Genomic DNA, 15,777 nt, shown 5'->3' on the forward strand with positions numbered 1-15,777 from the left:
TTTTATAATAACTCTAATGGAATATCACCATATTTTAATAGATGTTTATGAAAACTCTTATATGAAAATTCATTTTCTTTTTTTGCTTTATCCAACTTATTTAAAAATATGTTAGCGCCATATTTATATGTTACAACTTGTGCAGGCCAACGTTTCATTCGTTCAATTTCTCGTAAGCCAATGTCGTCTTTATTTATGATATATTTTTTCCAAAAATTTTGTGCTTTTATGTCAGACCAACCATAATAGTTTATGCCTACATCTAAAGCAACCCGTACTGAACGGATTAGATCCCATTCCCATTTCCCATACTCATCATAAATGGTTTTGTATGCACCTAATTCTTTTCCTAAAAACTCAACATAAGCTCCCCAACCTTCAGCAAAACCTGGATACCAAAATAATGCTTGAATTTCTGTTCTATGAATTAGATTGTTTATCATAAGCTGGTAATGATGCCCTGGAATTGCTTCATGAATATAAATCCAATCAATTTGACGCTTGTTGAATGGCTTATCAAAATAATTATAGAAAAAAGTTCCATTGTTATAATATGCAGGTACTTGTGTTAAAGAAGGATTGTTACCTTTTTTAATTTTTACATCTTGAACTTTATTAATGTACGGAAACAATGTATCAGCCTTTTTGTTTACCAAGAGTTTGGTTTTTTCAAATGCTTTTTGAATATCACTTACTTTAAAATAGAAGAATGAAGAATCCTTTAAGAACTTATCAAAATTAATTTTATGGTGCCCTGATTTTTTTTGAAGTTGAGTCATTTGAGTTTTTACAAATTCAATTTCTCGTAAACCAAATTGAAAAATATCATCAGGATTTACGTTAGCATTTACCCAACGTTTTAATAAATAAGCATACCACTTTTTGCCGTTTTTAATTGTATAAATACTTTTATTATCATCTAATTTGATTGAGGTATCCCATTGTTTTTCGAGAGCTATCCGTTCTAAATTTAATACTGTTTCATACTTCATTATTTGATAATCTAACTTTTCATACTCCGTTAAATTCTGGAATGGAACCTGTTTTAAATTTTTTTTAATTTTCAAGAAGAATTTTTCTTGTTTTTCGATATCCATTTTATTTTTAATGGAGTTTAAATTTTGAACATAATTTATTTGAAGATTTGGAATTTCTAACGCAGTATATTCTTTTACAAACAGTTTTTGTAACTGGTTAAAACTATTTTGGGCAACAGAGAGTTGGGTTATATATAAAAATATTAGTATAGGTTTTAGTTTCATATTAACTTTTGGTTGTATTTTTCAGAATTAAAACGAATTATATAGTGATTAAAAAAGGTATTTTCATCAGTACTTCCTCTACTACTTGTAAAAATTAAATATTTTCTATCTTTAGTTACAAACGGACTTCCATCATATCCTTGAGAATTAATTTCTTTACCCATCCAAACTGGTACTGACCATGTACCATTTTCATTAAAGCTTATGTATAAATCTGATTTACCAAGATTTTGACCTCTTCCAAAACCAGCAAATATTAAATAACTTTCATCTGGAGATAAAAAGGCATCACCTTCTAATTTTTCTGAATTAATATTTATAAGTGGTGAAGGTTTTTGATAGTTCCCATTTTTATATTTAGAAACGTATAAGTCACTATTTCCCGAGCCGTGAGGTGTTATTGAAAAATAGAGATTTCCACTATTTGTTAAATACGGATAAAATCGATTTCCTTCTATATTTTTTTCAAAAAAAGGCATAGGTTTTTGCCATTCACCGTTTATTCTTTTTGATTTCCAAATATTCCAATCCATACAGAGTCTCTCTATAATGTTCCCTCACCTAATTTTACAGGTGTTTTTGTATTTGCATACAGCCGAAAATTATCAGTTTTATTAGAGCAACTACTAATTATAACAAAGGTTAAAGCTAAAAAGTGAATTATTGAATTTCTAATTCTAATTTTTTCCATACTAAAGAGTTTAAATTAATTTTTCCATTGTTATTTATGTATTTTAAGTAAACATTCTTTATGTCTGTTGAAATAATTCCTTCCGATTGAAAATAAAGTTCTGTTTTGATTTCAAAAAAACTTTTCATTTTTCTATTCATTGTTAAAAATAGCTGTTCTCCTTGAGTATTAATAGCAATTTTTCTTCCATTTATTTTATAAGTACCCTCAAGTTGTTTTGCGATTTCTTTCGGGATTTGTTGTTGATCTGAATTAAGTTTACAGTTTTCAACTGCTGTTAACCAAGTGTCTATATTTTCTTTATAATCAGAGTATTGATAGTTAACTTTTATTTCTGGATTTAAATAAGTACTGTTATCTTGCTTCCAACTTGTTGCCCAAAAAGTATGTGTTAATGATGCTTTTAATCCTGAATTTGGTAAAGTTATATATGTAATATCTCCAACAGTATTTACACCTTCAGCTGTAGGTTCCCCAACCAAAATAGCTTTAGTATTTTGATTTAAAATTGAAGCTAACTCTAATAAAGTTCCTCTTGTAGCTTTGCTAGTTAAAACAAATAGTTTCCCTTTTTGGTTGATGTTTTTTGAACTTTTCAATAAATCGGTAAACCCTTTTAACTTAAAACCATTTCCGCCACCTCCATAACGAATGTCGATAATTAGTTTTTCAACTTTATTTGTGTTTATCAATTTTTCAATAGTATCAACAAATTTGGAAAATGAATTATCTTTTTTATCATTAACGATTTGTTGTAGTTGAACAAATAAAGTTTTAGTGTTTGGGATAAGTTCAAACCAATAGTTTTTTCCTTTGTAGCTTTTATTTTTAACATTAAAATACCCATCATTTGGTAGTTTTCTATCTAATTTAGAATATTCAGAAATTGAAGCAGCCTTCATTGTTATCTGTTCTTCTGAATTGAGTTCTAATACAACTTGGTCGGTAAATTCACTTAACCCTATTGTTTTTAAAAGTGAAGGCATAAAGCCATATACTTGAAATAGATAGCTGCGATAGTAATCGTTATCAGCATTTAAATAGTTGTTAGTTTTTTCAAATACTTCTTCAAGTGAAAATCCATTAATTTTTGTAATTTTTTTTCCTATGAACTCTCTGTAATCAGTTGAAGCGTCTAAGATGTACATTCCATCATTAAACCAGTAGGGCTTTATTGGTAAAACCTGAAGGTCAAGCCCCTCTTGGAATAAAGGAATATTACAACCTTCATCGTTTAATGTATTTAAGACTCGTTGTAAAGCGTAAACTCTTTTTTCAATAGTTTGTATGTCAGAGCTCAGCGTTTCATTAAAAATACGTTTAAATTCATTTTTATGTATTGAGTTTTGAAAAGAAGGAAACGTCTTTTCAACTTTTTCTTTTAAAAAAATCAAATCCTCCTTCCATTGTTTGTCACTTATTAATAAATTCACTTCTTGTGAGCAACTAGTAAATGAAATGAATATAAAATTTAAAAATAATATTAGTTTTAGTTTCATCTTATTTTATGATTGATTTCATCCAATTTATACTTTCTTCGCCAATTTTTTTATTAAAATTATCTCTGGCATAATTCATATAAGTACCATTACCCAATGTTTCAACATTGTGTTGCATGGAGTTAAAATTGATAAATCCGTGATCAGCATTTTTAACTAAAATAAAAGTTCCATTTCCTCCATTTTTGTTTACTATGTTAATCAGTTCTTGAGCTCCATCTGAATTTATAGCTTGAATATCAAATTCTCCGTGAAGTGCCAATACATTGGTTTTTACTTTAGTCCAAGCTTTAGGGATGTTGATATCGGCTAAAGATTGCCAAAATTTAAAATGACGACCAATGTATTGATTCCTTTTAAAATCGTTAACGTTAAAAAATTCAGCATAGTCTTTGTTTTTTAACATTTCTTCACCTGATAATTTATTGATTAACAAATCGTTATTGAATTTTAAATTAACTTTATTATTTTCTTTAATTTCAGCATCTGATGTGCCAAAATGTTTCGGTTGAATGGTGTACAAATCAACCATATAATCGTACCAAGATTTTGCTACAGTTCCGTAAGTAATTATTCCTTTTGGTCTATAGTATTTATTTAACAGTGGTGCAATTACGCCTCCCATTGAATGCCCGAATAAAAAAATATTTGTTGAGTCAATACTTTGTTGTTGTAACAAATATTTATATCCTTCCTTAAAAGCCTGTAGTTCTTCAGTAAAACCAATCTCCAAACAATTCACTTTACACTTACTATCACCCACACCAGGTTTTTCAACTCTAAATACTGCAAATCCAGCATTTACCCAATCATTAAATAATTTTTTACTTGGATTGTGGTCAGAGGCAGTTTCAACTGAACCACAAGTGTAACCTTGTAGAAAATAAACAACAGGCGGATTCTTAATATTTTTAGGAGTTACCAAAATTGAACGTAATAAATTGTCTTTATAAGCCACTTCTCCATAAAAAACATTTCCGTTATTAAATTTTTCAATAGGTCTTCCTAGTAATTCAGTTTTTTTAAGTTGTTTTTTGTTTTTTGAATAAAACTCAGCTTCAATACTATCACCTTCAAAGAGTTCACTTGTAATAGTTAGTACATCTTGAATAGTATTTACTGAAATTCCATTTAGTTTGGTTAGTACATCACCTTGTTTTATACCTAAGTTTGAAAAAGTAGAATTTGGCATTACAGTGTTAATATACACCCCATTTTTGATAGTTAATTTATTTTGAGAAGCAATACTATCTGTTAAGTTTTGCATCATTATTCCCAACATCCCTTTGCGTTTAAGTGTTTGACTTTCTACAGAAGTTTGCACTAATGTGAAAGCTATAACAACCAATATAGTTTTAAGTAATTTCATTATTTTTATTTTAAAGTTTGTAAGTTCCTGACTTAATTTCTAAGATAATTTCATTTAAGCGGTTGTGAAAATGCTCTGGAGCTACTTTTATCACTTGCTTTACATCTTTTAAGGCATCTTTAGTGTTATTTAAAAAATAGTTGCTTAAACCTCTGTTTAATAATAAAAACCACGAATCTGGAAATTGTTTAAATTTTTTGTTATTATATTCAAAAGCATCATTATAGAATCCATTTCTTAACAAGAAAATACCAAAGCTATTAGCTTCATTAGCAGTAGTATGTAACTCTTTAGCTTCTTTTTTTACCTTTTCAATTTCATTATTTTTATTTAACTTTTTAAGTATACTAATTTTTGTGGATAAATTGGTTAAGTTTTTATTGGCTGCAAACCCATTATAACCACCATTAATGGAACGATTAATCCATTTTAAAGCTTCATCAAGATTGGTATTATGATTTAAGCACCAGTTTGCAGCATCATTCCAAGCTTGCCAGTGATAGGTGTTAATTCCACGAAGTTCATTTCTAAAGCTTTCTATTACTGTTTTGTTTAAATCTACTTCTACTTTAAAAGGAATGCGTTTTTCTCCCCATTCCAGCCCGATAACCAGTGAATTATCTGTTCTATTTAGAAACTCAAAATCTAATTGTTCTGATTTTGTACAAGTCTCAGGGTTTACTTTTACTCGTAGTGTTACATCTTTTTCAATATCTAAGTAATAACTACCCCATTGGTTATTTTTATGAGCAAATAGTAAAGTGTATGAATCATTTTCGGGAATAATATGAAAACCGTATTTACCAGCAGCCAAAGTTTGTCCTTCTAAAGTTACATCAGTTGAAAAAGAAATGGTTGTATTCATGTCTGCGCCAGCGCGCCAAGCAATAGGTTTTCCTTGTTGAGGAATTACATTTGTATTGTTCCATACATCTCTATCTCTTAATTTTGGTGAACTGTATGTAATAGTAATATCTGTAACTCCTAATCGTTGTTTTTCAACAACAGGCTGACTTCTTTTAGGGATATTAAGCGTATGAAATTGCGCTGTGAGGTTTATTGTAAAAACACAAAATAATAATAGTAAGGTATTTTTTTTCATAATGATTGTCTTTGAAAATTTAAAATTAGTGAATCAATAGCGACAAATCTATATGAACTGATGGTTTTAGGCGACCTAATTTGTGTATTCGCAATTATTAGAACCTATTTTTAACTTTTTTTAACAGTAAAAATTAATTTTTTAGAAGATTTTAAGAAGTAATTTTAATTCAAAAATGGAGCATGTTTTTTTTAAATTCAGAAGGGGTAACACCTTCTTTCTTTTTAAAAGCAGCATTAAAAACAGATTTGCTATTGAAACCAGCATCGTATAAAATTTTTAAAATAGTTAACTCCTCATTATTAGTTTTAAGTAGTTTTTTTGCTTCCTCAATTCGATAAGAATTTACAAAATCATAAAAGTTTGTGCCGTGAAAAGATTTGATAATAGCTGAAGTATTTCTACTAGAAATTCCTGTTAATTCTGATAGTTCTACTACTTTGAAATTTGGGTTTTTATACAATTCTTTTTCAAACATTAAATCGCATATTTTTTTATAATTAGCTTCATTTATGAACTTATTTTGAGTTTTATTTTTTTTAGTTTCAAATGCCTCTTGTAAAAAAAATACTTCAGGATTTTTTACCATAAATACTAAAGTTAGGTTCGATAAAATAAGTAATAAAAGGATTCCAATAAATTTAAAGTTGTTTGACAAATTAGGATTTTGGAAGTAGTTGTTTATTGCAAAATGAATAAAAAATACAAACCAAATAATTATAAATAGCAATAAGATGCTTTTTAAGAATTGAACTGTTTTATATTGGTGGTTGTATTCAAAATTTAAATTTTTAATAGTCTTAAGAGCAAAAAAAGTATAACTAAAAACCTGTATATAATATGCATAAGCCACAATTTCATTAAAGATTAAAGCAAAAGAGCCAAATGTATTACTCTTAATATTTAACTTGAATAAAAATACTTGAGTTATATTAAAAAAAGCATAAATAATGAAAGGTATAAAATGTAAGTAATTTCTTTTGAAATTAAATTGAAGACTCGTTATGGCTTTTGCGAAAAAGTATAAAAATGGAGCATAAAAAAATAGAAATGAATTCAATAATACACCAAACAGAACTTCTGTAGAAACCTCAGTTATTTCTGATAAAAGTATATTACTTAATAGTGTAATACCCTTTCCAGCTAAAAAAAATGAAAAAATAATTACTGGAACTTTAACTTTTCGTTTCATTAAAAAAATTAAAGCAGCAATTAATAAAAAGTTAAAAACTGAAATATATTGTAGTGTCATTGTTAACTCCATTAAAATTTAATTTTAACAAAGCTAATAAAAATGAAAATAAAGAATGTATATGAAATGTTAAACAAAAAGCCTCTACATTTGTTGAGGCTTTTTTTTATTAGTCAAGTAAAAATAAAATTTTCACTTGTTTTAGATGAATAATATTTGAGTTCCTTCTACATCTGCTTTGCTATAAAAATCTCCAATAGTTAAGATTCCATCAAGATCATCAATTAAATCTTCTTCTTTTAAATGGAACATGTCCACGGCTAGTTTACAACCCCACATTTTTACACCAGAAGCTGATAGAATTTCTAAAAATTCATCAACAGGAGGCATATCTAGTTTTTCCATTTCTTTTTTCATCATTTTAGTTGCAAGTGCTTCCATACCAGGTAATCCACCTAGCATTGTAGGGATATGCATTGCTGGGTTTCCTACTGTTGCAACGTGTAAATGATTTAATTTTTTCTTTTGAATTGCTTCTAAGCCAAAGAATGTAAAAAATATTTCGGCTTCAATTCCTTCCATTCTAGCTCCGTTCGCCATTACAAAAGCAGCATATACATTTTCGATTGTTGCCTTTGATAAGATGAACATCATTTTTTTAACTTTTGTTTTGCTCATGACAGATATTTTAAATTTTAAATACAGCTTTTAGGTTTTGGTACACCTGCTATTTTTGTAGATACTTTAAGAGGTCCTCCAGGGAACAGAGCATAAAATTCTTTAATATCAACAACTCCACTTTTTTTAACTCCTCTTACTGATAAAGCCGTGCCAGCTTTAACTTGTTCTTGTATCCAATTGATTACTTCCCAATGACGGTCAGTCATTTCAATTCCTTCGTTTTTAGCGATTTCATTTCCAATTTCTTTATTCCAATTAGAAAAATCTTCTAAGTAGCCATCTTCAGTTACTATTACTTTTATTCCTGCTAATACTGCTTCCATAATTGTTAATTTTTATAGTTTTTATTATATTTTTTTTCCTTTAGTACTCATATTTCTACTTACAAATGGAATTGCTATTCCTTTTAATAACATATTCCAATATATCCATCTAAATGCTAATTTCCCCCAATGGTTAAAAATACTTTCTTTTAATAGTTTTAGAGGTCCAAAGCCTGCAAAAGGGAAAGTTCCTTCTACGGGTTCTTGTTCATAGTTAAAGTCAATTAATAATGCTTTATTGTGTCCTGTTTCAATAAAACAGTTTGCATGACCATCAAATTCTTCTTTTAAAGGTTTGTTATTTATAAATAATAATATGTTATCTGTTAGTGTTTCAGCCTCAAAATGCGCTACTGATCCAGCTTTTGAAGCAGGAACATTGGTAGCATCACCAATCACAAAAATGTTTTGGTGCTCTTTAGATTGTAAGGTGTTTGGGTGTGTAGGTACAAAGTTTAGTTCATCGCCCATTCCCGAACGCTCAATAACTTCATCTCCCATATTGGTTGGAACAGTTACTAACAAATCATAATCAATCTCTTTTTCAGCATAGTCCACTATTTTGTTATTTTCATTATCTACATGTTCAATGGCAAAATCAGTTTCTAATTTTATATTTTTTTCTTTTAAAAGATAGCTTAATGAATTTGAACAAGTTTGTTTAGTGAAAGCACCTGAAAGTGGGGTAACGTAAGTGATGTCAACCTTGTCTCTCATTCCTTTTTTTGTAAAATATGAATCAGCTAAAAATGCAAATTCTAATGGAGCTACAGGGCATTTTATAGGCATTTCAGTAATATGTACTACTAATTTTCCACCTTGCCATGTTCTTAATTTGTTACGTAATGCTAAAGCACCTTCGTACGTATAAAAATCAAATACATTTTTATGCCAATTTTTACCTTTCATACCTTCTACTTCATCTGGAGCAATTTTAGAACCAGTGGCTATAATTAAAATATCATAACTAAGAGTTTGATCTTCTAATTGCACTTTGTTTTCATTAGGTAAAATTTGTTCAATTTTTTTCTGAATATAGTTGACTTCTTTAGGAATAAATTTTCCGCCAACTTTTTTAACTTGATTTTCTGTATAAATATCAAATGGTAAAAACAAAAAACCAGGTTGATAGTAATGTGTTTTATATTGATCTACAATAGTTATCTTCCACTCTTTTTTATTTAACTTAGGTCTTAAATGATTTGCCATCATTGTACCTGAAGTACCAGCACCAAGAATTAATAAGTTTTTCATTTTTAGTAGTTTAATATTTTTTTAAGACTTGTTTATGTAATTTTTATTACACTGTAAAGTTACTTAAGTAGCATAATGTGATTTATGATAAAAATCAGTCTACACTGTTACATTAGTTACATAATATGCTTAAATATAAGCAAAAAACGTTAAAAAAATGTCTGATATAAGTTAAAAAATATGATTACTTTTAGCCAAGAATTTTTGAATATGAAGCTAACAATTGAGCAAAAAATACAAAGGTTAAGAACAGAGTTAAATGAACATAATTACAACTATTATGTATTAGATAATCCTACAATTTCAGATTATGAGTTTGATTTAAAATTGAAGGAATTAGAGAAACTAGAAATCGAGCATCCTCAATTTTTTGATTCAAATTCTCCGACTCAGAGAGTGGGAGGTGAGGTAACTAAAAGTTTTGAAACTGTTGTTCATAAAAATAGAATGTACTCTCTAGATAATTCATATTCTAAAGAAGATTTATTAGACTGGGAAAAAAGAATAAAAAAAATGTTAGGTGTTGATGAGGTTTCCTATACTTGTGAATTGAAATATGATGGTGCTTCAATTAATTTATTTTATGAAAATGGAACATTGGTTAGCGCTGTAACTAGAGGAGATGGTTTCCAAGGAGATGAAGTAACCACTAATATAAAAACCATAAGATCTATACCCTTGGTTTTAAAAAAGCCCTTTGTGGAAAGTTTTGAGATTAGAGGTGAAATTATTTTACCTTTTGAGGGGTTTAATAAAATGAATGAAGAAAGAATTGATATTGGAGAAGAACCATATAGAAATCCTAGAAATACTGCAAGTGGTAGTTTAAAACTTCAAGATAGTGCAGAAGTAGCCAAACGTCCGTTAGATTGTTTATTGTATCATATAGTAACCAATAATAATCCTGTAAAAACCCATTATGAGATATTAAAAAAGGCTAGAGAAGTAGGTTTTAAAGTCCCTAGCACAATAAAATTATGCACTTCTATTGATGAAGTTTTTACATTTATTGAAAAATGGGATTTAGAGCGTTTTAATTTACCTTATGAAACAGATGGAGTGGTGGTTAAAGTTAATTCATTAGACCAACAAGAAGAATTAGGATATACTGCTAAAGCTCCGCGTTGGGCCATAGCTTATAAATTTAAAACCGCTCAAGAAAGCAGTGTTTTAAAAGAAATTACTTACCAAGTTGGTAGAACAGGAGCTATAACTCCTGTCGCTAATTTAGAACCTGTGCAATTAGCAGGAACTATAGTTAAAAGAGCTTCTTTACACAATGCAGATCAAATTGAGAAGTTAGACATTAGAGTGGGGGATACTGTGTTTGTAGAAAAAGGAGGTGAAATTATTCCTAAAATAGTTGGTGTAGATTTAAGTAAAAGACCTTCAAATTCTGAGCCCACAAAATACATAACGCATTGCCCAGATTGTAATACAAATTTAATTAGAAAAGAGGGTGACGCAAAGCACTATTGTCCAAATGAATATGGCTGCCCAACTCAAATAACAGGTCGTATTCAACATTTTATTAGTAGAAAAGCAATGGATATTGATGGTATTGGTGCAGAAACAATTGAATTGTTGTTTAAAGAAGGCTTGATAAATAATTATGCCGATTTATATGATTTAAAAGTTGAACAAATTATTCCTTTAGAGCGTATGGCTGAAAAATCAGCTCAAAATATGATTATTGGAATTGAAAATTCTAAACAAATACCTTTTGAAAAAGTGCTTTTTGCCTTAGGAATTAGATTTGTTGGAGAAACTGTAGCTAAAAAATTAGCCAAACATTTTAAATCAATTGATAATTTGATGAATGCAAGTTTTGAAGAATTAATTGCTGTGGATGAAATTGGAGAACGGATAGCACAAAGCGTGATTGATTTTTCAAAAAATTTACTAAATATTCAATTGGTAGAGCGGTTAAAATCTTATGGAGTTCAGTTAGAGCTTTCGGCTGAGTCACTAGCTAACACTACTACAATTTTAGAAGGTAAAACATTTGTTGTTTCAGGAGTGTTTACCATATTTAATAGAAATGACTTAAAAAAATCTATTGAGGATAATGGTGGTAAAGTGGCAACATCAATCTCTAAAAAAACAGATTATGTAATTGCTGGAGATAATATGGGACCTAGCAAAAAAACAAAAGCTGAAAATTTAAATATACCAGTTATTTCAGAAAGTGATTATTTAAATATGTTAAAATAGAATTTAAGGTTTAGATATTATCAATTATAATTCTATTACGTCTAATTTTAATTTTACCTTCGTTTTCTAACTGTTTTAACAATCTTGAAACTACTACTCTAGAGGTGTTAATATCATCTGCTATTTCTTGGTGAGTAATAATTAAAGTGTTTTCTTTCATTATTTTAACCTTGTCTGTTAAATATTTTAATAATCTATTATCTAACTTCATAAAAGCTAAACTATCAATAGATTCTACCATTTCTATAAGTCGCATATGGTAGCTATCAACAATAAAGTAACGCCAAGTTTTATATTTTTTTAGCCATTCATCAACTAAACTGACAGGAATAAAAATGCCTTCAGTTTCTTTTTCAGCTAAACCTCTAAACATGCTTTTACTGCGGTTGATACAATTTATAAATGAAATAGCGCATGTATCACCTTTTTCTAAAAAATAAAGTGCTATTTCATCTCCATTTTTATCTTCTCTAATAATTTTAACAGCTCCACTAAGTATCAAAGGAACATGGGTCATTTTATCATCAATATCAATTAACATTTCCCCATTACTAATGGTTCTAAAAATACCATTTTCAACAATTTCATCAATCAATTCTTTTTCAAAAATTGATGAATAATAATCGTTCAATTTACTTCTTAAAATATCTTTATCTGTTGTCATATTTTATATTTAAATGGAGAATATTCCATTTAGCAAAAATACGAAAAAAAACATAAAAAACTCCTAACATAATTGTTAGGAGCTTTTCCTCAAATAATTACTTAATTAATTAAAACCTTACTTGAAGTTGCATTAATAAAGCATCATTATCAATGCTTAATCCAGTTTCAATTTTGTTTTGGTAGTTAACTTGTAATCTTGTTTTAGCATTTATAAAATAGTTTACACCTAAAGTCATCATTTCTTGGTATCCAACTTTTTTAATATCTAAATCTTGATCAAAGTATTCATATTTAAAAACAGGTTGTAATTTTTCATTTACATTATAAGTTGCCATTACATAAGCACCTGCTCTTTTTTCACCTAATTCTAATGGAGTAGATCCACAACCACCATCAGCAGCTCTGTTATAATCACCTTCATCATAAATATACTCACCTTGTAAAGCAAAATCTTTATAGTTTACTAAAAATTCAGCTCCATAGGTGGTTCTGTCTAAGTCGTTATTATTAGGGTAACCATATCTAAAACTACCTCCTACAGTTAAAAAATCGAATAATTTATAAGAAGCTCTACCAATAACATCTTTTTTAGTGTTGTTGTCTTTAACACCTAAACCTCTACCATTCATTAAAGCTAAAGAGTAGCGAAATTTTGTTTTGCTAGTTCCACCTAACATCATTACCCCTAAATCTCTTTGAGGTGCTACTAATTGATCTGAAACAATAGCTCTATCAATAGTTGTTAAGGCATGACAAGCAGTAGTAACTTCTAAACCAAAAGGCTGTTTAAATGATCCCATTGAAAATTTTGTCCACTCATGTTTATCATAAGTAATAAAGGCATCTAATAAATAAACATTGCCATCTGATGATACAAAGTCACTAGTTTCTAGGGCAACATAGTAAGAGAAAGAACGATTAACTCTACCACGTACTCCTAATCTAGCTCTTTTAAATTTGAAGGTATTTTCGTTTGCATCAGTAAAATGAGATTCAAACATTGGTTGTATATAACCGAAGAAAGTCATATTACTTGTTGATGGTACCCCTGAAGTACTAGAGGCTGGAGCATCGTCTTCGCAACCTTGTGCAAAAGAACTATTAGTTGTAAAAGCAAATAGTGCGATGAATATTAATAAAATTCTTGTTTTCATATTGTTTAGTTTTTTAAAAGCCCTAAAAAGTAGGTTACTTAGTATTTGCTAAAGAATGCAAATAATTATATTTATGAATTAGATTTTAGGGCTTTAAATTTTTAATTTTTAGATTATTTATTGAACTAATGGTAAATCTTTAGGCTTGCTATCAGCTCCCCATTGGTTTGAGCTAAATGCAGAATTTGTATTGTATAAACCATTCATACCAAAGGTTAAGCTATAAGCGTCATATCCTAAAACTCTTAAGCAGGCGGTAACCACAGCTGAGGTTTGCCCTGTATAACAGTAGGTTACCACTTTTGCATTGGTTGCAGGATCTAAGCCTTTATAGCTATTATCAGCTAAGGTTAAAGGTAAAATTCTGTAAGCACCATCAATATGTCCAAATCCTGAGTAGTCTGCTTCAGAAAAGTAGTTGTTGATATAATAATTAGTTGGATTGTTTAAAACATCTGTTCCAGTAACTGTTTTAAAACCAGCTTCTACAGCATCTTCCACTCTTTTTCTAAGAATTGTTCCACCATCAGTTGATAAAGATGTAAATGAAGGGTCACTAAACACATTATTTGTTGGAGCTCCACCATAAGACCAATTTGAGTGTCCTTTAGCTTCTTCAACCCCAATTTTTCCATTCCAAGGTCCTGCAGTAGTTGCATTCCAACCAGACATTCCCCATTTTAAAGCTTGGGTATGTGAAAATCCATACATACGCATTAAAGCTGTTGCATAGCAAGCAGTTTGTCCAGTATAACATACCATTAGAACAGGTTTGCTAGCAGCAGCTCCTTCAGTTAATATATCTTTAAATGCTATGTTTTTTGCACCTTCTATATGACCAGCAGCAAATGCATCAGCGCTTCTAATATCTAGAATAGTATATTTTGCGATAAATGCAGGAACATCTGCAGCTGTTGCAGGAGGGGCAGTTACAAATTTTTCACCGTCTGTATTTGTAATAATTTGATTAATATCCATATTATTTGTAATCAAATAATCTTTCATAAGTGTAAAAGCAGGAGCTGATACCACATTTAGATCATCTCCTTTATCACAGGAGGTTAAAAAAAGTGATGGAATTAAGAATAATCCTATTAAAAATAATGATAGTTTTTTCATGATTTGTTTGTTTTGATTTGTATAATTGATTGCTTAAAAGCGTTGTTTATTCTACTACAGGGAAGTTTTTTATCTCACTGCTGCTAAAGCCATTCCAGTTTTTTTCTACTAGATTTTTATTCATATAGCTATTAGCGCCATACGCTAAATTAGCAACATCGTATCCTAAAACATTTAAATAAGCTACTACATAAGCTGCTGTTTGTCCAGTATCACAGCTAACTAGTACTTTTTTATTTGTAGGTAAAGTATATAGATTAGTTGTTGATGAAAGAGATGTTCTTGGTTCATACTTGATAGCGCCAGGAACGTGTCCGAAATTATATTTTTCTTCATTCACATAATTTATTATGTAGAAATTTTCAGGAGCTGCAAAAACATCTTCTACTTTTGTAATAAACTCTTTGTAAGGTGTTTCAAAGGCTTTTCTAATTCTTTCTTTTAAAATTTCAGAAGCTTCTGTTTTACCTGTATTTAATGTAGGATATTCACCTTTTTCTGGCATTGGATTGGCAGTTTTCTCAACTTGATCAGCAAAATCATTTTTAGAATTTTTTACCCAAATATTTTGAGCAAATTCTTCAGCCCAAGAACTCATACCCCATTTTAAACTATATACATTATCAAAACCATAAAGTCTTAAAAGGCTTGCATAATAAGCTGCAGATTGTCCTGAATAGCATACGATAGTTATTTTTTTGTAATCAGAAGGTGTAATTTCGTTTTCAAAATAATTAAGTAATTCAGGACCTTTTACATTTTTGGCATTTTTTATATGACCATAATCGAACCAGCTTTCACTTCTAATATCTAATACTAAATATTCTTTATTTTTTAGGTTCTCTTTAATTTCATCAGCTAATACAATTGCAGGTGCATGATTACTGTTTATAAAGTTTCCATTTGCCTCTAAATGTTGAACTAAAAGTTCAAATTCTGTTGGAGGGTTATTTTCTTGTTGTTGATTACTTTTAAAACTACTAAATAAGGTAGCTGTTATAAAAAGTAGTACTAAATATGATGTTAATTTTTTCATCGTGTATTAATTTTAATTCAGTAATTAATGTTTGTTTTATACTATAAAATTAAGTACCAATGACATGTGTTTTTATGATAATTGTCATTTTTAAGTTATATATATTTATTCTCTACAGTAACTTTAGTAACATAATTAACTATCTGATAACTAAAAAGTTAAGTATGATTTTTTTATTTTTTTTGAAAGTGGGAATGACTTTGTTTTTGGAAGTA

At 29.0% G+C, this 15,777-nt stretch carries 14 protein-coding genes; 1 reads left to right on the forward strand and 13 read right to left on the reverse strand.

Annotated elements, in window-relative coordinates; genetic code table 11:
* Nucleotides 1–2: 2 nt before the first annotated feature.
* The 9 genes from Q0714_RS07800 to Q0714_RS07840 form a co-directional block, all read right to left on the reverse strand.
* Nucleotides 3–1,262, reverse strand: coding sequence for a DUF885 family protein (locus tag Q0714_RS07800; RefSeq protein ID WP_298264006.1), 1,260 nt, complete (start codon nucleotides 1,260–1,262; stop codon nucleotides 3–5).
* Nucleotides 1,259–1,795 carry a hypothetical protein gene (locus Q0714_RS07805; protein ID WP_298264007.1) on the reverse strand — a complete coding sequence of 179 codons (537 nt, stop codon included), beginning with the start codon at nucleotides 1,793–1,795 and terminating at the stop codon, nucleotides 1,259–1,261. The genes Q0714_RS07800 and Q0714_RS07805 overlap by 4 nt, the downstream gene beginning before the upstream one ends.
* A gap of 127 nt (nucleotides 1,796–1,922) precedes the next feature.
* Nucleotides 1,923–3,452 carry a hypothetical protein gene (locus Q0714_RS07810; protein ID WP_298264008.1) on the reverse strand — a complete coding sequence of 510 codons (1,530 nt, stop codon included), beginning with the start codon at nucleotides 3,450–3,452 and terminating at the stop codon, nucleotides 1,923–1,925.
* A gap of 1 nt (nucleotide 3,453) precedes the next feature.
* Entirely contained in the window at nucleotides 3,454–4,821 is a 1,368-nt protein-coding gene (locus Q0714_RS07815; protein ID WP_298264009.1) for an alpha/beta hydrolase, read from the reverse strand.
* A 10-nt stretch (nucleotides 4,822–4,831) separates the two neighbouring features.
* A complete protein-coding gene (locus tag Q0714_RS07820; RefSeq protein ID WP_298264010.1) occupies nucleotides 4,832–5,923 on the reverse strand; it encodes a DUF2911 domain-containing protein in 1,092 nt (363 codons plus the stop codon).
* A 169-nt stretch (nucleotides 5,924–6,092) separates the two neighbouring features.
* Nucleotides 6,093–7,187: a helix-turn-helix domain-containing protein gene (locus tag Q0714_RS07825; protein ID WP_298264011.1), complete on the reverse strand. Its 1,095-nt coding sequence runs from the start codon at nucleotides 7,185–7,187 to the stop codon at nucleotides 6,093–6,095.
* Between the two features lie 129 nt (nucleotides 7,188–7,316).
* Nucleotides 7,317–7,793 (reverse strand): DsrE/DsrF/DrsH-like family protein, encoded by a 477-nt coding sequence (locus tag Q0714_RS07830; RefSeq protein ID WP_298264012.1) that lies wholly within the window; start codon nucleotides 7,791–7,793, stop codon nucleotides 7,317–7,319.
* Nucleotides 7,794–7,810: 17 nt separating this feature from the next.
* The gene (locus tag Q0714_RS07835; RefSeq protein WP_298264013.1) at nucleotides 7,811–8,119 is read right to left on the reverse strand and encodes a TusE/DsrC/DsvC family sulfur relay protein; all 309 of its coding nucleotides are present in this window, start codon (nucleotides 8,117–8,119) and stop codon (nucleotides 7,811–7,813) included.
* 24 nt (nucleotides 8,120–8,143) lie between these two features.
* The gene (locus Q0714_RS07840) at nucleotides 8,144–9,373 is read right to left on the reverse strand and encodes an FAD-dependent oxidoreductase (RefSeq protein WP_298264014.1); all 1,230 of its coding nucleotides are present in this window, start codon (nucleotides 9,371–9,373) and stop codon (nucleotides 8,144–8,146) included.
* A 210-nt stretch (nucleotides 9,374–9,583) separates the two neighbouring features.
* On the opposite strand from Q0714_RS07840, the gene ligA reads away from it, so the two are divergent.
* Nucleotides 9,584–11,587 carry an NAD-dependent DNA ligase LigA gene (gene ligA, locus Q0714_RS07845; RefSeq protein ID WP_298264015.1) on the forward strand — a complete coding sequence of 668 codons (2,004 nt, stop codon included), beginning with the start codon at nucleotides 9,584–9,586 and terminating at the stop codon, nucleotides 11,585–11,587.
* A 10-nt stretch (nucleotides 11,588–11,597) separates the two neighbouring features.
* On the opposite strand, the gene Q0714_RS07850 is transcribed toward ligA, so the two are convergent.
* The 4 genes from Q0714_RS07850 to Q0714_RS07865 form a co-directional block, all read right to left on the reverse strand.
* Nucleotides 11,598–12,251 (reverse strand): Crp/Fnr family transcriptional regulator, encoded by a 654-nt coding sequence (locus Q0714_RS07850; protein ID WP_298264016.1) that lies wholly within the window; start codon nucleotides 12,249–12,251, stop codon nucleotides 11,598–11,600.
* A gap of 109 nt (nucleotides 12,252–12,360) precedes the next feature.
* Nucleotides 12,361–13,407: a porin gene (locus Q0714_RS07855; RefSeq protein WP_298264017.1), complete on the reverse strand. Its 1,047-nt coding sequence runs from the start codon at nucleotides 13,405–13,407 to the stop codon at nucleotides 12,361–12,363.
* Between the two features lie 117 nt (nucleotides 13,408–13,524).
* Nucleotides 13,525–14,526, reverse strand: coding sequence for a rhodanese-like domain-containing protein (locus Q0714_RS07860; RefSeq protein WP_298264018.1), 1,002 nt, complete (start codon nucleotides 14,524–14,526; stop codon nucleotides 13,525–13,527).
* 46 nt (nucleotides 14,527–14,572) lie between these two features.
* Nucleotides 14,573–15,562: a rhodanese-like domain-containing protein gene (locus tag Q0714_RS07865; protein WP_298264020.1), complete on the reverse strand. Its 990-nt coding sequence runs from the start codon at nucleotides 15,560–15,562 to the stop codon at nucleotides 14,573–14,575.
* Between the last annotated feature and the right edge of the window lie 215 nt (nucleotides 15,563–15,777).

This window comes from uncultured Lutibacter sp., from assembly GCF_947493565.1.
GTDB lineage: Bacteria > Bacteroidota > Bacteroidia > Flavobacteriales > Flavobacteriaceae > Lutibacter > Lutibacter aestuarii.